This window comes from Streptomyces sp. NPDC127177, from assembly GCF_042672475.1.
GTDB lineage: Bacteria > Actinomycetota > Actinomycetes > Streptomycetales > Streptomycetaceae > Streptomyces.
On the sequence record NZ_JBHXUW010000078.1, the window covers coordinates 12,504 to 33,836 of the forward strand.

18 protein-coding genes are annotated in these 21,333 nt (G+C 70.9%); 12 read left to right on the forward strand and 6 right to left on the reverse strand.

The window, feature by feature from the left end:
* The first annotated feature begins 28 nt into the window (after positions 1-28).
* From ACFVJX_RS32570 to ACFVJX_RS32580, 3 genes are read left to right on the forward strand one after another with little or no spacing between them, the layout of a single operon-like run.
* On the forward strand, positions 29-1,186 hold the full coding sequence (locus tag ACFVJX_RS32570; RefSeq protein ID WP_384135347.1) for an acyl-CoA dehydrogenase family protein: 1,158 nt from the start codon (positions 29-31) through the stop codon (positions 1,184-1,186).
* 27 nt (positions 1,187-1,213) lie between these two features.
* The gene (locus ACFVJX_RS32575) at positions 1,214-2,101 is read left to right on the forward strand and encodes an acyl-CoA thioesterase (protein ID WP_384135350.1); all 888 of its coding nucleotides are present in this window, start codon (positions 1,214-1,216) and stop codon (positions 2,099-2,101) included.
* A gap of 59 nt (positions 2,102-2,160) precedes the next feature.
* Complete coding sequence (locus tag ACFVJX_RS32580) at positions 2,161-3,231, forward strand: cation diffusion facilitator family transporter (RefSeq protein WP_384135353.1); 1,071 nt, start codon at positions 2,161-2,163, stop codon at positions 3,229-3,231.
* A 115-nt stretch (positions 3,232-3,346) separates the two neighbouring features.
* Here the strand turns inward: ACFVJX_RS32580 and ACFVJX_RS32585 are convergent, their stop codons facing one another.
* Positions 3,347-3,709: a DoxX family protein gene (locus ACFVJX_RS32585; protein ID WP_384135356.1), complete on the reverse strand. Its 363-nt coding sequence runs from the start codon at positions 3,707-3,709 to the stop codon at positions 3,347-3,349.
* A 106-nt stretch (positions 3,710-3,815) separates the two neighbouring features.
* Between ACFVJX_RS32585 and ACFVJX_RS32590 the strand changes: the two genes are divergently transcribed.
* A complete protein-coding gene (locus ACFVJX_RS32590) occupies positions 3,816-4,211 on the forward strand; it encodes a winged helix-turn-helix transcriptional regulator (RefSeq protein WP_384135359.1) in 396 nt (131 codons plus the stop codon).
* 20 nt (positions 4,212-4,231) lie between these two features.
* Here ACFVJX_RS32590 and ACFVJX_RS32595 read toward each other — a convergent pair whose 3' ends face one another.
* The 4 genes from ACFVJX_RS32595 to ACFVJX_RS32610 form a co-directional block, all read right to left on the reverse strand.
* Positions 4,232-5,011 carry a phosphatase gene (locus ACFVJX_RS32595; protein ID WP_384135362.1) on the reverse strand — a complete coding sequence of 260 codons (780 nt, stop codon included), beginning with the start codon at positions 5,009-5,011 and terminating at the stop codon, positions 4,232-4,234.
* Between the two features lie 165 nt (positions 5,012-5,176).
* Positions 5,177-6,697: a DUF6056 family protein gene (locus ACFVJX_RS32600; RefSeq protein ID WP_384135365.1), complete on the reverse strand. Its 1,521-nt coding sequence runs from the start codon at positions 6,695-6,697 to the stop codon at positions 5,177-5,179.
* Between the two features lie 69 nt (positions 6,698-6,766).
* Entirely contained in the window at positions 6,767-8,188 is a 1,422-nt protein-coding gene (locus ACFVJX_RS32605; protein ID WP_384135368.1) for a glycosyltransferase, read from the reverse strand.
* 154 nt (positions 8,189-8,342) lie between these two features.
* The gene (locus tag ACFVJX_RS32610; RefSeq protein WP_384135371.1) at positions 8,343-8,987 is read right to left on the reverse strand and encodes a TetR/AcrR family transcriptional regulator; all 645 of its coding nucleotides are present in this window, start codon (positions 8,985-8,987) and stop codon (positions 8,343-8,345) included.
* 96 nt (positions 8,988-9,083) lie between these two features.
* On the opposite strand from ACFVJX_RS32610, the gene ACFVJX_RS32615 reads away from it, so the two are divergent.
* The 6 genes from ACFVJX_RS32615 (at position 9,084) to ACFVJX_RS32640 (ending at position 16,939) form a co-directional block, all read left to right on the forward strand.
* On the forward strand, positions 9,084-10,691 hold the full coding sequence (locus tag ACFVJX_RS32615; RefSeq protein ID WP_384135375.1) for a carboxyl transferase domain-containing protein: 1,608 nt from the start codon (positions 9,084-9,086) through the stop codon (positions 10,689-10,691).
* Positions 10,692-10,704: 13 nt separating this feature from the next.
* Positions 10,705-12,786, forward strand: a complete 2,082-nt coding sequence (locus ACFVJX_RS32620) for an acetyl/propionyl/methylcrotonyl-CoA carboxylase subunit alpha (protein WP_384135378.1) — start codon at positions 10,705-10,707, stop codon at positions 12,784-12,786.
* Positions 12,783-13,739 carry a hydroxymethylglutaryl-CoA lyase gene (locus tag ACFVJX_RS32625; RefSeq protein ID WP_384135381.1) on the forward strand — a complete coding sequence of 319 codons (957 nt, stop codon included), beginning with the start codon at positions 12,783-12,785 and terminating at the stop codon, positions 13,737-13,739. Before ACFVJX_RS32620 ends, ACFVJX_RS32625 begins: the two co-directional genes overlap by 4 nt.
* Before the next feature lie 6 nt (positions 13,740-13,745).
* Positions 13,746-14,912, forward strand: coding sequence for an acyl-CoA dehydrogenase family protein (locus ACFVJX_RS32630; protein ID WP_384135383.1), 1,167 nt, complete (start codon positions 13,746-13,748; stop codon positions 14,910-14,912).
* A gap of 105 nt (positions 14,913-15,017) precedes the next feature.
* Positions 15,018-15,659: a GNAT family N-acetyltransferase gene (locus ACFVJX_RS32635; protein WP_384135386.1), complete on the forward strand. Its 642-nt coding sequence runs from the start codon at positions 15,018-15,020 to the stop codon at positions 15,657-15,659.
* Positions 15,660-15,907: 248 nt separating this feature from the next.
* A complete protein-coding gene (locus ACFVJX_RS32640) occupies positions 15,908-16,939 on the forward strand; it encodes an ABC transporter substrate-binding protein (protein ID WP_384135390.1) in 1,032 nt (343 codons plus the stop codon).
* 160 nt (positions 16,940-17,099) lie between these two features.
* Here the strand turns inward: ACFVJX_RS32640 and ACFVJX_RS32645 are convergent, their stop codons facing one another.
* Positions 17,100-18,761, reverse strand: a complete 1,662-nt coding sequence (locus tag ACFVJX_RS32645) for a beta-N-acetylhexosaminidase (protein ID WP_384135393.1) — start codon at positions 18,759-18,761, stop codon at positions 17,100-17,102.
* Between the two features lie 327 nt (positions 18,762-19,088).
* On the opposite strand from ACFVJX_RS32645, the gene ACFVJX_RS32650 reads away from it, so the two are divergent.
* Both ACFVJX_RS32650 and glmS read left to right on the forward strand, forming a co-directional pair.
* Positions 19,089-19,364 (forward strand): hypothetical protein, encoded by a 276-nt coding sequence (locus tag ACFVJX_RS32650; protein WP_384135396.1) that lies wholly within the window; start codon positions 19,089-19,091, stop codon positions 19,362-19,364.
* An 88-nt stretch (positions 19,365-19,452) separates the two neighbouring features.
* Entirely contained in the window at positions 19,453-21,282 is a 1,830-nt protein-coding gene (gene glmS / locus ACFVJX_RS32655) for a glutamine--fructose-6-phosphate transaminase (isomerizing) (RefSeq protein WP_384135398.1), read from the forward strand.
* Positions 21,283-21,333 lie beyond the last annotated feature (51 nt).

A 21,333-nucleotide genomic window follows, 5' to 3' on the forward strand; every position in this document is an offset into this window, starting at 1 on the left:
CGAGCGAAGCCGACCAGGGAGGCACCCCGTGCGCCGTACGGTATTCAACGAGGACCACGAGGCGTTCCGGGAGACCATCCGCGCCTTCATCGCGGCCGAGGTCGTGCCCGTGTACGACGACTGGTTCGCGGCCGGCCAGGCACCGCGTGACTTCTATCTGAAGCTCGGCGAGCTGGGCGTCTTCGGCATCAACGTGGACGAGGAGTACGACGGCGCGGGCATCGACTCGCACAAGTACGAGGCCGTCATATACGAGGAGACCGCCCGCGCGGGCGTCTCCTTCGGTGGCTCCGGTGTGCACACCCTGCTCGGCCTGCCGTACGTCAAGATGCTCGCGACCGACGAGCAGAAGAAGCGCTGGCTGCCGAAGTTCACCACCGGCGAGGAGATGTGGGCCCTCGCGATGACCGAGCCGGGCACCGGTTCCGACGTCGCGGGCATGAAGACCACCGCCAAGCTCTCCGAGGACGGCACGCACTACGTCCTCAACGGCGCCAAGACCTTCATCACCGGCGGTGTGCACGCCGACCGCGTCATCGTCTGCGCCCGTACCTCCGCCCCGCGCGAGGACGACCGCCGCTTCGGCATCTCCCTCTTCGCCGTCGACACCAAGTCCGAGGGCTACTCGGTCGGCCGCAAGCTCGACAAGCTGGGCCTGAAGGTCTCCGACACCGCCGAGCTCGCGTTCGTCGACGTCAAGGTCCCGGTCGAGGACCTACTCGGCGAGGAGAACAAGGGCTTCGGCTACCTCGGCACCAACCTGGCCTCCGAGCGCTGGGGCATCGCCTTCGGCGCGTACGCGCAGGCCGCGGCCGCCGTCCGGTTCGCCAAGGAGTACGTGCAGGAGCGCACCGTCTTCGGCAAGACCGTCGCCTCGTTCCAGAACACCAAGTTCGAACTGGCCGCCTGCCAGGCCGAGGTGGACGCGGCCCAGGCCGTCGCCGACCGCGCGCTGGAGGCGCTGGACGCCGGTGAGCTGACCGCCGCCGAGGCCGCCTCCGCGAAGCTGTTCTGCACCGAGGTCGCGCACCGAGTGATCGACCGCTGCCTCCAGCTGCACGGCGGCTACGGCTTCATGAACGAGTACCCGATCGCCCGCCTGTACGCGGACAACCGGGTCAACCGCATCTACGGCGGCACCAGCGAGGTCATGAAGTCGATCATCGCCAAGTCCATGGGTCTCTAGGGTCTCCGAAGCGGCTACCTTCACCCCATGAGCGCAGCACCTGATCCCCTGCCGGATCTGCTCCACCTGCTCGACCTGGAGCAGATCGAGCGGGACATCTTCCGGGGCACGAGCCGTTCGGCGGTCGTGCCCCGGGTCTTCGGCGGGCAGGTCGCGGCCCAGGCGCTGGTCGCCGCGGGCCGTACCGTCCCGGCCGACAGGTCCGCCCACTCGCTGCATTCGTACTTCCTGCGGATGGGCGACCCCGGCGCGCCGATCGTCTACACGGTCGACCGCATCCGGGACGGCCGTTCCTTCACCACCAGGCGGGTCGTCGCCGTCCAGCACGGTCAGCCGATCTTCCACCTCTCGGCGTCCTTCCAGACGTACGAGGACGGGCTGGAGCACCAGGCGGACATGCCGCCCGCGCCCGACCCGGAGGCCCTGCCCACGGCCGCCGAGATGCTGCCGCGCTACGCGGACCGGTTCAGCGACCCGGGCGTCGTGGACCGGCTGATCGAGGCGCGGGCCGCGGTCGATCTGCGATATGTGGACGCGCCGCCCTTCGGCACGGTCGGCGAACCGCGCGAGCCCCGCTCACAGGTGTGGTTCCGTACCAACGGCAAGCTGGCCGACGACCCGCTGCTGCACGTCTGCATGGCGACGTACGTCTCCGACATGACACTGCTCGACTCGGTCCTCCTGGCCCACGGGCGCGGCGGCTGGGCGGTCGGTGACGTGGTGGGCGCGAGCCTGGACCACGCGATGTGGTTCCACCGGCCGTTCCGGGCCGACGAATGGCTGCTGTACGACCAGGAGTCGCCGTCGGCGTCCGGCGGGCGCGGGCTCGGTCAGGCCCGGATCTACACACAGGACGGCCGGCTGGCGATCACCGTCATCCAGGAGGGCGTCGTCCGGGTCCCCCGGAACGCCTGATCGGACCCGACGGCCGCGCGTCGGACATGCATGGCCCGGCTGCGGACATACTCCCCACCATGAGTGACGAGAATTCAGCTGGTGGGGAGTCCGACGAGGCGCCGGGCGGCGGGGAGTCCACGTTCACCGTGATCGTCGCCGCGGGCGCCAACCTCGGCGTAGCCGTGGCGAAGGCCGTCGCGGGGCTGATCAGCGGATCGAGCGCGATGCTCTCCGAGGCGGCGCACTCGCTCGCCGACACCGTCACCGAGGTGCTGCTGCTCACCTCGCTCAAGCGCAGCGCGAAGCCCGCCGACGACGACCACCCGCTGGGCTACGGCCCCGAGCGCTACATCTGGGCGATGCTCGCCTCCGTCGCCACGTTCGTCGGCGGTGCGGTCTTCTCGCTGTACGACGGCGTCCACACGCTCATGGCGGGCGAGGACCTCGGCGATCCGCTGGTCTCGTACATCGTGCTGGGCATCGCCTTCCTCCTGGAGGGCTACTCCCTGCGCACCGGGGTGCGGCAGGTCCGCGGCGAGGCCGCCCGGCTGGGCGCCGCCCCTTCCCGGTATCTGCGCCGCACGCCCGACACGGCGGTCAAGGCCGTGGTGATGGAGGACTCTGCGGCCCTGGTCGGACTGCTGCTGGCCGCGGGCGGGCTGCTCGGCGGCCAGCTGTCGGGCTCCGGGGTGTGGGACGGCATCGCCTCGATCCTGATCGGCGTGCTGCTCGTGTACGTGGCCTGGGTGCTGGGCCGCTCGAACGCCCAGCTGCTGATCGGCCGCCCGGTACCGGAGTCGATGCGGACGGGGGTGCGGGAGGAACTGCTCTCCGTGCCGCACATCATCGAGGTGCTGGAGCTGACCACCCTCATCCAGGGACCGTCCGAGATCCTGATCGCCGCGAAGGTCGGCTTCCGGGACGTGGCCAGTGCCGAACAGGTGGAATGGGCCTGCGAGGAGGCGGAACAGCAGCTGCGGGAGCGTTATCCGTCGATCCAGCGCGTGTATCTGGACCCCACACCGGGGGTGGCACAGCGCCGCCGCGCCCGGGCCGCCGGGGGCGATCCGGTGGTCGGGTCCGGCGACGGGGAGGGCAACGGGGACGGCGGAGGGCTGTTCACCGACCGCCTGGACGAGGACGGATAGGCCTCGTCACACAGCCGCCCGCCCGGTCACCACGTCGTGGCGAGAGAGACGGAAACCGGCGCCCGACCGGTCACCACGTCGTCGGCGAGCCAGACGGAAACCGCCGCCCGCCCGGTCACCACGTCGTGGCGAGCCAGGCGGTCACCGCGGCGAGCACGATGAGGGCGATGTTGAGACCGGTCTCCTTCACCTCGCCCCGTGACAGGTGCAGCGCGGTCGCCAGCACCTGGAGCACCAGGAGGCCGAGCGCGGCCGCCGTCGCGAGGGCGGGCGCGATCCCGGTGAGGGGCGGCAGTACGAGGCCGGCGGCGCCGAGGATCTCGACGGCGCCGATGGCCCGGACCAGCGGCATCGAGACCGTGTCCACCCAGCCCATCATGGGCGCCAGCCGTTCCTTGGACTGCACCGCCTTCTTGCCTCCGGCGTACAGGTAGAACACCGCCAGCAGCCCGGCGACGATCCAGTAGGCGATCTCCATGCCAGTCCTCCGTCAATGGTTACGACTTGTCCGCAACCACATGGTCGGTGACTATGGGGACGCTTACAAAAGGCACACCGGTGTGCCTGGCGAACGGGAGCCGCCGATGTCGAAGTACCGCAACAGCTGCCTCATCCGCGGCGACGGCGGCCGTGCGATCCGGGGCATCCTGGACCGTATCGGCGACAAGTGGACCCTGCTGGTGGTGGCCACCCTCGACGGCGAACGCATGCGGTTCACCGAGCTCCAGCAGCGCATCCCGGGCATCTCGCAGCGCATGCTGACCCGTACCGTCCGGCACCTGGAGCGCGACGGGCTGGTGACCCGCACGGCGTTCCCCGAGGTGCCGCCGCGCGTCGAGTACGAGCTCACCGCGACGGGCCGGACCCTGATCGAACCCGCCGTGAAGCTGGCCGAGTGGGCCGTCGACCACAACCCCGGCATCGAGCGGAACCAGGCGGCCTACGACTCGGAGCACTCCTCGGTGCCGGAACGCCCCTGAGTGGCTGGATCCGCCGCCGGTCAGAGCAGTCCGGCAGCGTCCAGCAGGTAGTCCGTCATCGGGTCGTAGAACCGCGGGTCCAGCACATGGTCGTCCAGCGGCACGGCCACCTGGAGGGTGCCCTCGGACTCCCCCAGGAACAGCGCCGGGTCGTTGCAGTCCGCGTATCCGATGGCGTCGAGACCGCGCTGCGCCGCGCAGCCGGCCCAGCCGTGGTCGGCGACGACCAGGTCGGGCATGGGCCGGCCCTCGCGCTCCATGCCGTCCAGGATGGCCGCCATCGGAGCCGGGGAGTGGGTGTGCCAGAGGGTCGCGCCGCGCTCCTGCACGGCGACGTCCGCGAACTGGAAGACCATGCCCTCGTCCGCCATCAGCCCGCCGGGGATCCGCACGATCTCGCAGCCGGCGGCCCGCAGCGCGGCGGCCGTCAGCCGGTGGACGTCCAGGAGCCCGCCCGGGTGACCGGTGGCGAAAAGCACCCGTTCGGATCCGGCGGCCGCCTTCCGTAGCCTGGCCGCCGCCCGGTCCAGGGCGTCGACGGTGAGTTCGGGGTCGATGGTGTCCTGGCCGAAGCGGTGCTCCGGGTCGTCGCTGACCCCGCAGCGTTCGGCCATCACCGCCAGTACGTCCTGCTCGTCGCGCCACCGGTCGCCGAGCTCAAGACCCAGCCAGAAGTGGCGGTCGCCGTTGGCGAGCTTGCGGTAGTGGGAGAGGTTGTTGTCGCGTGGGGTCGCGACGTCTCCGGCTATACGCGTACGGACGAGGTGTTCGACGAGAGCGGCGCGGCTGGGTATCGGCATGAACCCATTGTGCCGTCAGGTGTGCGCAGTGTGCCGGTCGTATTGAACCGGTGGGCGGTACGGGCTCCGGTGGCGCGGGGCGGAACGGCCGGACGGGGGCCCAGGCATCGGATCAGGGGGGGCGGGCCCGGCATCGGATCAGGGGGGGGCGGGCCCAGGCATCGATCAGGGCAGCCGGGGCGCGTAGGTGATCCGGTCCAGGTGGTAGTACCGGGCCGTGCAGTCGGCCGGCCAGTAGCTGCGGCCGTGGTTGCCGAACGGGTCGCGCATCTGCCCGACGGAGGCCGGTGCGTAGGGCAGGACCCGGGCGCCCCCGGCCGCCTTCTCACGCAGCAGCCGGTCCTGGCGGTCCCAGTGCCGGGCCCGCACCCCCATGTCGTGGGCCAGATCGGTCAGGGGCACGGCCAGACCCACGCAGACCGCCGCGCAGAGCACCGCGGCCGCCCCCGTGGCGAGGGGTACGGCAGCGGCCCGCCGGGCGTGGTCGCGCAGGGCGGTCCCGAGCAGGGCGCCGAGTCCGGCGAGCAGCAGCACGAGGAGGAAGAGGTAGTCGTTCCAGGTGCGGGTGCCGTACGTCATCATGTTGTCCGCGAAGGCGGGCAGCGTGACGAGGGTGCAGAGGTATCCGGAGACCAGGAAGGCCGCTACCACTGCCAGCGCCGGGATGAGCGGCCGGCCGCGCAACGGCCCGTCGGGGGCGGCGCTGCCGCTCCGGCGCAGCAGGAGGCCCAGCAGGACACCGACGGCCAGGGCGCCGAGGTAGGTCCAGGTGGTGAAGACGGTCCCCAGGATGTCGCCGAACGTGCGCAGGGCTTCTGCCAGTGATCCGGTGTCCACGACGGACGTGGCGCCGGTGCCGAAGCGGTCGCGGCGGGTACGGGACCCGGGCGACGTGTAGATGATGACCAGCCCCGCCACCACGGCGGCCAGCGCGACGCCGCACCAGAGGCGGGTGCGGCCGCGGGCTGGTCCCGGCCGCGACCGGATGCTGAGCAGCAGGGCGGTGCAGAGCAGGACGCCCGTGACGATCGAGGTCCCTTCCGAGAGGGTCCCGATGAACAGCCCGGCGACGGCGGCGACGCAGAGCGCGAACGCCATCCCCCGGTGCGAGCGGGCCCGGAGCAGCGGGATCACCGCGGCGGCGGCCAGCGCCGGGGCGACGGTGTGCGAGACGGACGAGGCCGGCCAGTAGAAGGTCTTGTACGTGTTGGGGGTGGCGAAGAAGAACACCGCCGCGGTCATCGCCGCGACGAGCAGGGGCACGCCGCGCGGCGCGGTCCGCCCGGCGGTGCGCAGGGCGGCCACGACCAGGGCCCACACGACGGCGGGGATCAGCAGCCCGCTGACCGTGGCGTACCACTGGTGGCCCGTCACGCCTCCCGTCCCGTAGAGCGCGACCATCAGCGCGTTGGCGACGCGTCCGTTGTCGTGGAGGTAGAACTTCCCGATCATGCCCGATACGCCCTCGTCGCGGAGCACGGGCAGGAAGCACCAGTCGTCGCCGCCCGGCCGCACCAGTCGGCCGATCCAGAACGAGGCGGCCAGCAGGGCCAGCGGGAAGACGGTGAGAACGACCGCCCAGAGCGGTGTGCGGGGGCGGCCCGGGGGCCCTTCGCCCTTCCCTGGCCCGGGTGCGTCGTCCGCCGTCGGCGGGGGGTCTGCGGTTCCCGATGCTTCGGCGGTCATGGGTGTGCCGGTGCCCTTCGTGCGATGCCGCTGCGTACGTGTGCCGTGGGTGCCGTGGGGTGCCGTGCGTCAGTCGCCGGGGCGGCCGGTCCGGCCGCCGACCGGTTCCGGCCGGGGCACGGCGGCGCCGGAGGTGATCGCCCAGCGGGCGATCAGGAAGGAGAACGGGGTGGCGAGAATTCCGGCGGCCAGTGCGGCGATGTTCTTTCCCATTCCCAGGTGGCTCACTCCGACATAGAGCAGCGCGCCGGACAGGACGAGATTGACGAGGCTCGACAGTGGAAAGCGCACGAATGCCCGCCAGGTGGGGCTCGTCCGGCAGGTGATGTAGGAGTTGAGGAGGAAGGAGCCGACGACACTGACGCAGTAGCCGATGACATGGGCGGCGAGATATGGAATCCAGTGGTTGAGCGTCGCGTACACGGCCAGATAGACCGCCGTGTTGACGACGCCGATCATGGCGAAGGTGAGGAATTGGCGCACGGTCCGGGACCGGCCCGATCCATAGGCGCTCGCGCCGCCGCCCCTCACCCGTAACGGCCGGCCTGACGTGGCGGGAGCCGGGTTCTCGCTGGTTTCCCGGATCAGGTAGTGCGGGCGGTTCTTCGTCTCGCAGTAGATCCGGCCGACGTATTCCCCGACGATTCCGAGCGTGGCCAGCTGAATCCCGCCGAGTGCCACCACTGCGGTGAGCAGGGTGGTGTAGCCGGGCACCCCCACCCCGTGGCGTGCCACCCCCACGATGATCCACAGGGCGTATCCCATCGCCGCGAGCGCCATCAGGAGGCCGGCGTAGATGGCCAGCCGCAGGGGGCGGTTGTTGAAGGAGATCAGCCCGTCGATGCCGTAGTTGAGCAGCCTTCTGCCGCCCCACTTCGAGCGCCCCGCCACCCGTTCGGCGTTCTGGTAGACGAAGCTGGTGGTGTCGAAGCCGATCCAGGAGAAGATCCCCTTGGAGAACCGGTTGGACTCCGGCAGCGCGAGGACACTGTCCACCGCGCGGCGGGACAGCAGCCGGAAGTCCCCTTCGCCGTCGACCACGGACACGTCCATGAAGTGCCCCATGGCGCGGTAGTAGGAGCGGCTGGCGAAGGAGCGCAGAGCGCCCTCGCCCTCGCGGTCGCGCCGGGCGATCACCTGGTCGTATCCGTGCCGGCTCAATTCGAGCATGCGGGGCAGGAGTTCGGGCGGGTGCTGGAGGTCGGCGTCCATGAGGACGACAGAATCCCCGCAGGACATTCGGAGACCGGCGAGCATGGCGGCCTCCTTGCCGAAATTACGGCTGAAGGCGGTGTACCTGACCCGTTCGTCGACTGCGGCCAGGCGGATGAGTTCCGCACGGGTGAGATCTTCGCTGCCGTCGTCGACATAGCAGACCTCGAAGGTTTTCCCGGTCGGTTCGAGGGCTTCGACCAGCGCACGGTGAAACGCCTTGACCGCCTCGTCCTCGTTGTAGCAAGGGACGACGATCGATACCTGGCAGTTTTTCATTCGATTCCCCATCAGGCGCGGACGCGACCGTCCCGAAGCCTATGTCCGCACCCTGCCGAAACAACTCAGGCGAAAGGGGTTCACGGGGAAAAGTCGGCGGCCGGCCGTCGGCGGAATCCTTACCCGGCCGTTCGCGGTGGGTTTTCCGGTGGTTCTATTCCGGAATGCCGTCCGGCTCATGCCGTGCACCGCCCGCCGCCGCGAACGCGCCGCGGGCCAGCCGGTGCAGGAGCGCCGCTGTGTCCGTGCGGTCGGGCAGGGCGCCGGGCCTGCCCAGGTGCGGGGTGGAGTTGAGCAGCCCGAACACGGCGTGCACGGCGGCGCGCGCCTCGTGCTCGGGGAGGTCCGGGTAGAGGTCGCGGACGACGCCGACCCACACCTCGACGTACTGGCGCTGGAGCCGGCGCACCCGCTTGCGGTCGGTGTCCCGCAGGCGGTCCAGCTCACGGTCGTGCAGGGTGATCAGGGGGCGGTCGTCGAGGGCGAAGTCGATGTGCCCTTCGATGAGCGCGTCCAGGAGCGCTTCGCTCGAACCGTCACCGGACGCCGCGTCCTCGGACACCCGCAGCTCACCGCCGGCCAGGAGCCGCTCGCTGATGCCGACGAGCAGTTCGGCGAGCATCGCGTCCTTTCCGGGGAAGTGCCGGTAGAGACCGGGCCCGCTGATGCCGACGGCGGCGCCTATCTCGTCGACGCCGACGCCGTGGAAGCCGCGCTCGGCAAAGAGGCGCGCGGCCTCCTTGAGGATCTGCTCACGGCGGGTGGGAGCCGCGACGCGGGCGGCGGCATGGGTGCTCATGAGCAGTCATTCTAGACAGGTGCGTTAGCGGTCGTTAACCTGAGCGGGACGTTAACGCTTACTAACATCGCAGTACGGGCAAGGGGGCTCGACAGGATGCAGCAGGCACCGGTGCTGGCGAGCGCGGCCGATCCCGCCTCCGAGGCCTGGAAGGCCAACGAGGCGGCGCATCACGCGCTCGCCGACGAGCTGCGCAAGCGGCTCGCCACAGCCAGGCTCGGCGGGGGTGAGAAGGCCCGCGCCCGGCATGTGGCACGCGGCAAGCTGCTGCCCCGGGAGCGGGTGGACACCCTGCTCGATCCGGGATCGCCCTTCCTGGAGCTGGCCCCGCTGGCGGCCGAGGGGCTGTACGGGGGCGCCGCACCGGCCGCAGGGGTGATCGCCGGGATCGGGCGGGTCAGCGGCCGGGAGTGCGTGATCGTCGCCAATGACGCGACCGTCAAGGGCGGCACGTACTACCCGATGACCGTGAAGAAGCATCTGCGGGCCCAGGAGGTGGCGCTGGAGAACCGCCTGCCCTGCCTCTACCTGGTGGACTCGGGCGGTGCCTTCCTGCCGATGCAGGACGAGGTGTTCCCCGACCGGGAGCACTTCGGGCGGATCTTCTACAACCAGGCCCGGATGTCCGGGGCCGGTGTCCCGCAGATCGCGGCGGTGCTGGGTTCCTGCACGGCCGGCGGGGCGTACGTCCCCGCGATGAGCGACGAGGCCGTGATCGTCCGCAACCAGGGCACGATCTTCCTGGGCGGGCCGCCGCTGGTGAAGGCCGCGACCGGTGAGGTGGTGACGGCCGAGGAACTGGGCGGCGGCGAGGTCCACTCCCGCACGTCCGGGGTCACCGACCATCTCGCGGAGGACGACGCGCACGCGCTGCGGATCGTGCGCGACATCGTGGCCACCCTCCCGGACCGGGGCGAGCTGCCCTGGTCCGTGCGCCCGGCCGACGAACCCGCGGTCGATCCCGCGGGGCTGTACGGGGCGGTCCCGGTCGACTCGCGCACCCCGTACGACGTACGGGAGGTGATCGCCCGGGTCGTCGACGGATCGCGCTTCGCCGAGTTCAAGGCCGAGTACGGCACGACGCTGATCACCGGCTTCGCCCACATCCACGGCCACCCGGTCGGGATCGTCGCCAACAACGGCATCCTGTTCTCCGAGTCCGCGCAGAAGGGCGCGCACTTCATCGAGCTGTGCGACCAGCGCGGCATCCCGCTGGTCTTCCTGCAGAACATCTCCGGATTCATGGTCGGCCGCGACTACGAGGCCGGCGGCATCGCCAAGCACGGCGCCAAGATGGTCACCGCCGTCGCCTGCACGCGGGTGCCGAAGCTGACCGTGGTGGTCGGCGGGTCCTACGGGGCGGGCAACTACTCGATGTGCGGCCGGGCCTACTCGCCGCGCTTCCTGTGGATGTGGCCCAACGCGAAGATCTCCGTCATGGGCGGCGAACAGGCCGCGTCCGTCCTCGCCACGGTCAAGCGCGACCAGCTGGGCGACGAGTGGAGCGCCGAGGACGAGGAGTCCTTCAAGGCCCCGATCCGCGAACAGTACGAGACCCAGGGCAACGCGTACTACGCGACCGCCCGGCTCTGGGACGACGGCGTGATCGACCCGATGGAGACCCGGCAGGTGCTGGGGCTCGCCCTGACCGCCTGCGCCAACGCCCCGTTGGGCGATGCCGGCTTCGGCGTCTTCCGGATGTGAGGAACAGATGACGATGTTCGACACCGTTCTCGTCGCCAACCGAGGCGAGATCGCGGTCCGGGTCATCCGGACCCTGCGCGAGCTGGGGGTGCGTTCGGTCGCCGTCTTCAGCGACGCGGACGCGGACGCCCGGCACGTACGGGAGGCCGATACGGCCGTACGGATCGGCCCCGCACCGGCCGCCGAGAGCTACCTCTCGGCGGACCGGCTGCTGGAGGCGGCCCGCCGCACGGGCGCGCAGGCCGTCCACCCCGGCTACGGCTTCCTCGCGGAGAACGCGGCCTTCGCCCGCTCCTGCGCGGAGGCGGGGCTGGTCTTCATCGGGCCGCCCGCCACCGCGATCTCCCTGATGGGCGACAAGATCCGGGCCAAGGAGACGGTCTCCGCCGCCGGCGTCCCGGTGGTGCCCGGCTCCACCGGCAGCGAGCTGACCGACGGCCAACTGGCCGACGCCGCGCGGGAGATCGGGATGCCGGTCCTGCTGAAGCCCTCGGCGGGCGGCGGCGGCAAGGGCATGCGGCTGGTCCGTGACGAGGCGCTCCTCGCGGACGAGATCGCGGCGGCCCGCCGCGAGGCCCGCTCCTCCTTCGGCGACGACACGCTGCTCGTGGAGCGGTGGATCGACCGGCCCCGCCACATCGAGATCCAGGTGCTGGCCGACGGGCACGGCCACGTGGTGCACCTCGGCGAGCGCGAGTGCTCGCTCCAGCGCCGCCACCAGAAGATCATCGAGGAGGCGCCGTCCGTCCTGCTCGACGAGGGGACCCGGGCGGCGATGGGCGAGGCAGCCGTGCAGGCGGCGCGCTCCTGCGGCTACGTCGGCGCGGGCACGGTGGAGTTCATCGTCCCGGGCAACGACCCGTCCTCGTACTACTTCATGGAGATGAACACCCGCCTCCAGGTGGAGCATCCGGTGACCGAGCTGATCACCGGCCTCGATCTGGTGGAGTGGCAGTTGCGGGTGGCGGCCGGTGAGCGCCTCCCCCACCGCCAGGACGACATCACGCTCACCGGGCACGCCGTCGAGGCCAGGATCTGCGCCGAGGACCCGGCGCGCGGCTTCCTCCCCTCGGGCGGCACCGTGCTGGCGCTGAGCGAAGCCCAGGGCGGCGGGGTGCGGACGGACTCGGGGCTCGGCGAGGGCGGTGAGGTCGGCAGCCTGTACGACCCGATGCTGTCGAAGGTGATCGCCTACGGACCGGACCGGGCCACGGCCCTGCGCCGGCTGCGGGCGGCGCTCGCGGACACGGTGGTCCTCGGCGTCCCGACCAACGCGGGCTTCCTGCGCCGGCTGCTCGGCCACCCCGCCGTGGTGGCGGGCGAGCTGGACACCGGCCTGGTGGAGCGCGAGGCGGCCTCGCTGGTCCCGGACGGGGTGCCCGAGGAGGTGTACGCGGCGGCAGCGCTGCTGCGGCAGCGCTCCCCCGCCCCGGCCCCCGGCCCGCGCACCTGGGCCGACCCGTTCTCGGCCGGTGACGGCTGGCGCCTGGGCGGCACTCCGGCACGGACGGTGCGGGACTTCCGCATCCCCGGCCACGACCCCGTCCAGGTGGGCCTGCGCCCGTGCGGCACGGACACCGAGCTGACCTTCGGCCACGTCGGCGAGGGCGCGCAGCCGCCGGTCCCCGAATCGGGCACCTGCGGGCCGATGGGGCCGCTGCCCGGCGGTCCGGAGACGGCCCGGATCGTCGCCGTGGACGACCACCGCGTCACGCTCGAACTGGCCGGTGTCACGCACTCGTTCGCATATGCCGCCTCCTCGGAGGGCCGCTGGCTCGGCCGGGAGGGCGACACCTGGCACGTCCGGGACCACGACCCGGTGGAGGCCTCGCTGACCGGCGCCGCCCGCGCCGGGGCGGACACACTCGCCGCACCCATGCCCGGCACCGTCACGGTGGTGAAGGTGGCCGTCGGCGACGACGTCGTGGCCGGGCAGAGCCTGCTGGTGGTGGAGGCGATGAAGATGGAGCACGTCATCTCCGCCCCGCACGCCGGGACCGTCACCGAACTCGATGTCACCGCCGGGGCCACGGTCGCCATGGACCAGGTACTGGCCGTGGTGGTCCCGGTGGCCGCCGCCGGGGAGGAAGCATGACGAACACCCGCACCCTGCCGATGACCGTGGCCGACCCGGCGCTGCCCGCCCGGGTCCGGATCCACGAGGTCGGAGCCCGCGACGGCCTGCAGAACGAGAAGGCCGTCGTGCCGACCGAGGTGAAGGCGGAGTTCATCCGCCGGCTCGCGGTCGCCGGCCTCTCCACGATCGAGGCGACGAGCTTCGTGCACCCCAAGTGGGTGCCCCAACTGGCCGACGCCGAACAGCTCTTCCCGCTGCTCGGCGACATAGGGGACGTGGGGGACGTGGCGCTGCCGGTCCTCGTGCCGAACGAACGGGGGCTGGACCGGGCGCTGGCGCTCGGGGCCCGCCGGATCGCCGTCTTCGGCTCGGCGACGGAGACGTTCGCGTCCCGCAACCTGAACCGCACGATCGACGAGTCGCTCGCCATGTTCGAGCCCGTGGTGGCCCGCGCCAAGGCGGACCGGGTGCATGTGCGTGGCTACCTGTCGATGTGCTTCGGCGACCCGTGGGAGGGGCCCGTGCCGGTCGCCCAGGTCGTCCGGGTCGCCAGGGCGCTGATGGACCTCGGCTGCGACGAGCTCTCGCTCGGCGACACCATCGGCGTCGCCACACCGGCCCACGTACGGACCCTGCTGTCCGCGCTGAACGAGTCGGGGGTGCCCACCGGCACGGTCGGGGTCCACTTCCACGACACGTACGGGCAGGCCCTGTCCAACACCCTTGCCGCGCTCCAGCACGGCGTCACCACCGTGGACGCCTCCGCGGGCGGCCTCGGCGGCTGCCCGTACGCGAAGAGCGCGACCGGGAATCTCGCCACCGAGGACCTCGTGTGGATGCTCGACGGCCTCGGCATCGAAACCGGGGTCGACCTCGACGCGCTCACCGCCACCAGCGTGTGGCTCGCCGAACAACTGGGCCGACCCAGCCCCTCCCGTACCGTCCGCGCCCTGTCCCACAAGGAGCAGTGACCCCCGATGTCCCTGGACCACCGGCTGACCGCCGAGCACGAGGAACTGCGACGCACCGTCGAGGAGTTCGCGCACGACGTGGTCGCACCGAAGATCGGCGACTTCTACGAGCGCCATGAGTTCCCGTACGAGATCGTGCGGGAGATGGGACGGATGGGCCTGTTCGGGCTGCCGTTCCCGGAGGAGTACGGCGGGATGGGCGGCGACTACCTCGCGCTCGGCATCGCCCTGGAGGAGCTGGCCCGGGTCGACTCCTCCGTGGCGATCACGCTGGAGGCCGGGGTCTCGCTCGGTGCGATGCCGGTGTTCCGCTTCGGCACCGAGGAGCAGAAGCGGCGGTGGCTGCCGAGCCTCTGCTCGGGTGAGGCGCTCGGCGCGTTCGGCCTGACCGAGCCGGACGGCGGTTCGGACGCGGGCGGCACCCGGACGACGGCCGTGCGCGACGAGGCGACGGGCGAGTGGGTGATCAACGGCTCCAAGTGCTTCATCACCAACTCCGGTACGGACATCACGGAGTTGGTCACGGTCACGGCGGTGACCGGCCGCAAGGAGAACGGCGCCCCGCTCATCTCGTCGATCATCGTGCCCTCCGGTACCCCCGGCTTCACGGTCGCCGCCCCGTACTCCAAGGTCGGCTGGAACGCCTCGGACACCAGGGAGCTGTCCTTCAGCGACGTACGCGTGCCGCTGGAGAACCTGCTGGGCGACGAGGGCCGCGGCTACGCGCAGTTCCTGCGGATCCTGGACGAGGGCCGGATCGCCATCTCGGCGCTGTCGACGGGCCTGGCGCAGGGCTGCGTGGACGAGTCGGTGAAGTACGCCGCGGAGCGGCACGCCTTCGGGAAGCCGATCGGCGCCAACCAGGCGATCCAGTTCAAGATCGCGGACATGGAGATGCGGGCCCACATGGCCCGGATCGGCTGGCGGGACGCGGCCTCGCGGCTGCTGGCGGGCGAGCCCTTCAAGAAGGAGGCGGCCATCGCCAAGCTGTACTCCTCGACCGTGGCGGTGGACAACGCCCGCGAGGCGACCCAGATCCACGGCGGCTACGGCTTCATGAACGAGTACCCGGTGGCCCGGATGTGGCGCGACTCCAAGATCCTGGAGATCGGCGAGGGCACCAGCGAGGTGCAGCGGATGCTCATCGCGCGGGAGCTGGGGATGCAGGCCTGAGACCGGCCCGGCGGGTGACAGCGGGGGTGGCGCACAGCCGGTGAGCTGCGCCGCCCCCGCTCAATTCGTTCGACAGCGACCGCCGGGTCCCGGCAGTGTTCGTCCATGAAGCCGCAGCACTGGCCCCTGTACGGGCTCCGCATCCGCACCCCCCGGCTGGAACTGCGCGTTCCGGACCTGGAGTTGCTCGACGAGCTGGCCTCGGTCGCCGCCGGCGGGGTGCACGCTCCGGACACCATGCCGTTCACCGTCCCGTGGACCGACGGCTCGCCCGCCGAGCGCGGGAGGGCGGTGTTCCAGCATGTGCTGTCCACGATCGCCGACTGGTCGGTACGTGACTGGTCGCTGAGCCTCGCCGTACTGCACGAGGGCCGGGTGGTCGGACGGCAGGACGTCATGGCGAAGGACTTCGCGGTGACGCGCGAGGCCTCCACCGGCTCCTGGCTCGGGCTCGCGCACCAGGGCCGGGGCATCGGCACCGAGATGCGCGCCGCCGCCCTCCACCTCGCCTTCGCCGGCCTCGGCGCCGGGGCGGCCGTCTCGGCGGCGATGACCGACAACCCGCGCTCGCTGGGCGTCTCCCGCCGGCTCGGCTACCAGCCGAACGGACTGTCGGTCGCCGCCCTGCTGGGTGAGCGCGTCACGCTCCAGCGGCTGCGGCTGGAGCGCGCCCGGTGGGAGGAACACCGGACCGTCGACGTCACGGTGGAGGGGCTGGACGGCTGCCGGGGGATGTTCGGCGGATGAGTCAGCCCGTACACACCTTCGTACGGACAGAAGCGGCGAGCGGCATTTCCTGGACGACCCGGACCCCGGACGACCCGGACCGTGCGCGCCCGTGACACGGACGGCGGGGTCGTCGTCCGGTGACGGAGGGTGGGGCCCGTCGTTCCGGGGCGGGGCCGTCGACAGGTCGACAAACCTTGAGGTTAGGCTAACCTTCCCTCGAACAAGTCACTGGCCGGTCTCCGGCTCGTACGAAAGCGGACCCCGTCATGCGCACTGCCCGAGCGTCCCGTCCCACCCGCCGTGGCCTGCTGGCCATGGGCGGCGCCGTAGGTCTCGGTGCCGTACTCGCCGCCTGCGGCGACAGCGACGGGAAGAGCTCGGGTTCCACCGGCTCGAAGAGCGGCGACTCCGGTCCGTGGAGCTTCAAGGACGACCGCGGGAAGACCGCCGAGGCCAAGTCGGTCCCGAAGAACATCGTCGCCTTCACCGGTGTCGCCGCAGCGCTCCACGACTACGGCGTCGAGGTCAAGGCCGTCTTCGGCCCGACGAAGACCAAGGACGGCAAGGCCGACGTGCAGGCCGGTGACCTGGACATCAGCAAGGTCGAGATACTCGGCAACGTCTGGGGCGAGTTCAACGTCGAGAAGTACGCGGCGCTCGGCCCGGAGCTGCTGGTCACCGCGATGTGGGAGAAGGACGCCCTCTGGTACGTGCCGGACCAGTCCAAGGACAAGATCCTCAAGCTTGCTCCGAGTGTCGCGCTGTGGGCAGCCGAGACCACGATCCCCAAGGCCATCCAACGGCACGAGGACCTCGCCGCGTCGCTCGGCGCCGATGTGAGGGCCAAGACGGTCACGGACGCCAAGGCCCGGTTCGAGAAGGCCGCGGCCCGGCTGCGCGCCGCCGCGAAGTCCAAGCCGGACATCAAGGTCATGATCGGCTCGGCCAGCCAGGACCTCTTCTACGTCACGCTCGCGAAGACGGCCGCCGACTCCCTGTACTTCCAGGAGCTGGGTGTGCAGTTCGTCGAGCCGAAGGTGAACGCGGCGGGCTTCTTCGAGGAGCTGAGCTGGGAGAACGTCGACAAGTACCACGCCGACATCATCATGATGGACAACCGGTCCTCCGCACTCCAGCCCGCGGCCCTGAAGTCCAAGCCGACCTGGACGGAGCTGCCCGCCGTCAAGGCCGGCCAGATCATCCCCCGCACCACCGAGCCGATCTTCAGCTACGACAAGTGCGCGCCGATCCTCGAGGACCTCGCGAAGGCCATCGAGGACGCCAAGAAGGCCCGCTGACCGTGCCGGTCACCGCCGGGCCAGGCGGAACCAGTCGTTCCGGTCGATAACGGGGGCAACTGGTTCACTGCCCGGCGGGCACTTCAGGCCGGTACGGGATCAGGCCCGTCCGGCGGTCGAGGACGCAGCCTCACCGCCGGACGGGCCTGATCGACTCAGGTCACCCCGCCGCACCCGGCTCCGCCGGCCACGGCACCTGGGGCGACCGGTAGTAGTCGATGCCCATCGCCGTGAACCGCGGGCCCAGCGCCGCGAGCCGCAGCTTGTACGTGCCCCAGTCGTGCGTCGCCGCCGGGGACCAGCCCAGCTCCGCCGCCCCGGGCAGCCGCGGGAACGCCATCGCGTCGATGTCGTCGCTGTCCGTCAGCGTCTCCGCCCAGATCGGCGCCTCGACACCCAGCACCGCGTCCTGCGGGGCACCGGTGAGATAGGTCGCCGGGTCCCAGTCGTAGGAGCGCTGCACCTCGACCAGACCGGCCCACTTCAGGCCCAGTTCGGTCTCGTCCGTGTACTTCATGTCCAGGTACACCCGGTCCGCCGGGGAGAGCACCAGCCGGGTGCCGTTCTTCGCGGCGTCCACGACCTGCTGCCGGTCGGCGGCGCTCGTCTTGTCGTAGCCCCAGTACTGGGCGACCGCGCCCTTGACCGGCGAGGCCCCGGTGAGCTGGTGCCAGCCCATCACGGTCTTGCCGTACTTGCCGACGATCGCCTGCGCCTTCCCCATGATCTTCGCGTAGTCCTCGTGGCTGGTGGAGTGCGCCTCGTCACCACCGATGTGGAGGTACTTGCCCGGGGTCAGCGCCGCCAGCTCGCCGAGGACGTCGTCGATGAAGTCGTACGTGACGTCCTTGGCCGCGCACAGCGAGCTGAACCCGACCTCGATGCCGGTGTAGAGCGGCGGTGCGACGCCGTCGCAGTTCAGCTCGGCGTACGAGGCCAGTGCCGCGTTGGTGTGGCTCGGCATGTCGATCTCGGGCACCACCTCCAGGTAGCGGGAGGCCGCGTACCGCACGATCTCCTTGTACTGGCTCTTGGTGTAGTACCCGCCGGTCCCGCCGCCGACCTCCGTCGAACCGCCGTACGTGGCCAGCTTCGGCCAGGAGTCGATGGCGATCCGCCAGCCCTGGTCGTCGGAGAGGTGGATGTGGAACTTGTTCATCTTGTACAGCGCGACCTGGTCGATGTAGCGCTTCACCTCGGTGACCGAGAAGAAGTGCCGCGAGACATCGAGCATCGCGCCCCGGTAGCCGTAGCGCGGCGCGTCGGTGAGGGTGCCGCCCGCGACGCTCCAGGGGCCCTTCTGGCGGCTGTCCGCCTCCACCTGGGCCGGCAGCAGCTGACGCAGCGTCTGGACGCCGTGGAAGAGCCCTGCCGGCTGCCGGGCGGTGATGGTGACCGAGCCGCGCCCGGACGTCAGCGTGTACCCCTCCGCGCCCAGCTTGCTGTCGCGGGCGCCGAGCCGGAGCCGGATACCGTCGGCGCCGTCCTTGTCGGTCACCGGCAGGGCGTACCCGGTGGAGGGGCGCAGCACGCCGGCCAGGTACTCGCCGATCCTGCGGGCCTCGCCGGAGGTGCCGTCGACCCGGATCCTGGTGCCGTCGTTGATGGAGTACGGGGTGCCGCCCGGCCTGACCGAAGCCGGAGCGGGCACTACCTGGCCCAGCGGCCGGGGCGTCAGGGCGGCCGGGCCACCGGCCACCGCCGATGCCGTGGGGGCCGCGCAGGCGGTGGAGATACCGGCCGCCGTGACGAGAAGCAGCGAGCCGAGGAGTCGGGGTAGAGCACGGGGAAGAGCACTGCGCCGCGCCGTGTGCAGTCTCACAAGCCGGGTCCCTTTCTACGGGTTCACATCTGCGGATCTCCTGACCAACCGAACCGTCGACATCCGTACCGCGTACCCAATGGATGGTCAAGGTGTAGACCACTTCCCCCTGTTGGCCATGCCGGAACGTGGCCGACGACCCGGGGCTTATGGCCGAATTCATCCCGGCGGCCGCGTCCGGCACGCGACGCGCCGGGCGCCACACGAACCGCACCCCGTAGCCCGGAAACCGGTGGGAACCGCAGAAAGTGGGCCGCTTGCCCGCAGTCCTGCCCGATATCGGGCAGAATTGTTGCGCTTCGGCCTCTTCCGCCGCAGTATCGACGAGTGCTCGAACGCCGCTCGTCGTACGACGACCTCATTGACCACCTGGTGCGCAGCACCGCGCTCCAGCGCGGTGAGGCCTCCCGGGTGATCCTCGACGTGCTGGCGTACTTCGACGAGACGACCGACGACTTCGTCCGGCGCCGCCACCGCGAACTGCAGTCCGGCGGCCTGGTCAACGCGGAGATCTTCGAACGGATCGCGGCCGAGCTGCCGCACCGGGCGGTCGCACCGCCGGAGCTCTCGCTCCGGCAGCTGCGCCGCATCGTCTACGGCTGAGGCCGGGCACCCACTTACCCGCACGTGCACACGTGCACGCACGTGCATCACCTGTACGGCGTCGGATTGACGGAGGGGCAGAGACTCTATGTGCGGAATCGTCGGTTATATCGGAAAGCGTGATGTGGCTCCGCTGCTGCTGGAAGGGCTGCAGCGGCTGGAGTACCGGGGCTACGACTCCGCGGGCATCGTGATCACCGGGAAGCCGGCGGCCGGCAAGCCCGCCGCGCTGAAGATGGTCAAGGCCAAGGGCCGGGTCCGCGAGCTGGAGGCCCGGGTCCCCAAGCGGTTCACCGGCACGACCGGCATCGCCCACACCCGCTGGGCCACCCACGGCGCCCCGAGCGACGAGAACGCCCACCCGCACCTGGACGCCGCCGGCAAGGTCGCCGTCGTCCACAACGGGATCATCGACAACGCATCCGAGCTGCGCACCAGGCTCGTCGCCGAGGGCGTCGTCTTCCTCTCCGAGACCGACACCGAGGTGCTGGTCCACCTGATCTCCCGCTCCGAGGCCGACACCCTGGAGGAGAAGGTCCGCGAAGCACTGCGCTCGATCGAGGGCACGTACGGCATCGCCGTGATGCACGCCGACTTCAACGACCGCATCGTGGTGGCCCGCAACGGCTCCCCGGTCGTCCTCGGCATCGGCGAGAAGGAGATGTTCGTCGCCTCGGACGTCGCCGCCCTGGTCACCCACACCCGTCAGGTCGTCACCCTCGACGACGGCGAGATGGCCACCCTCAAGGCCGACGACTTCCGTACGTACACGACGGAGGGCTCGACCACGACGGCCACCCCGACCACCGTGGAGTGGGAGGCCGAGTCGTACGACATGGGCGGCCACGACACGTACATGCACAAGGAGATCTCGGAGCAGGCCGAGGCCGTCGACCGGGTGCTGCGCGGCCGGATCGACGACCGGTTCGCCACCGTCCACCTCGGTGGGCTCAACCTGGACGCCCGCGAGGCGCGCGGGGTCCGCCGGATCAAGATCCTCGGCTGCGGCACCTCGTACCACGCGGGCCAGATCGGCGCACAGCTGATCGAGGAGCTCGCCCGCATCCCCGCGGACGCCGAGCCGGCCTCCGAGTTCCGCTACCGCAACCCGGTGGTGGACCCCGACACGCTGTACGTCGCGGTCTCCCAGTCCGGTGAGACGTACGACGTGCTGGCCGCCGTCCAGGAGCTCAAGCGCAAGGGCGCCCGGGTGCTCGGCGTGGTCAACGTGGTCGGTTCCGCGATCGCCCGGGAGGCCGACGGCGGTACGTACGTGCACGCGGGTCCCGAGGTGTGCGTCGTCTCCACCAAGTGCTTCACCAACACCGTCGTCGCGTTCGCGCTGCTCGCCCTGCACCTCGGCCGGATCCGGGACCTGTCGGTCGCCGACGGCAAGCGGATCATCGAGGGGCTGCGCAGGCTGCCGGCCCAGATCAGCGAGATCCTCGACAACGAGGACGAGATCAAGAAGCTGGCCGCGGAGTACGCGGACGCCAAGTCGATGATGTTCATCGGCCGGGTGCGCGGCTACCCCGTCGCCCGCGAGGCCTCCCTGAAGCTCAAGGAGGTCTCGTACATCCACGCCGAGGCCTACCCGGCGTCCGAGCTGAAGCACGGCCCGCTCGCGCTGATCGAGCCGGCGATGCCGACCGTGGCCATCGTGCCGGACGACGACCTGCTGGAGAAGAACCGCGCGGCGATGGAGGAGATCAAGGCGCGCAGCGGCCGTATCCTCGCCGTCGCCCACCAGGTGCAGGAGAAGGCCGACCACACCATCGTCGTGCCGAAGAACGAGAACGAGCTGGACCCGATCCTGATGGGTATCCCGCTCCAGCTCTTCGCCTACCACACGGCGCTGGCCATGGGCCGGGACATCGACAAGCCGCGCAACCTGGCGAAGTCCGTCACCGTCGAGTAGTCACGCCCGCATCCGGGCAGGAGAGCGGCCCCGCACCCACGCCTCGTGGGT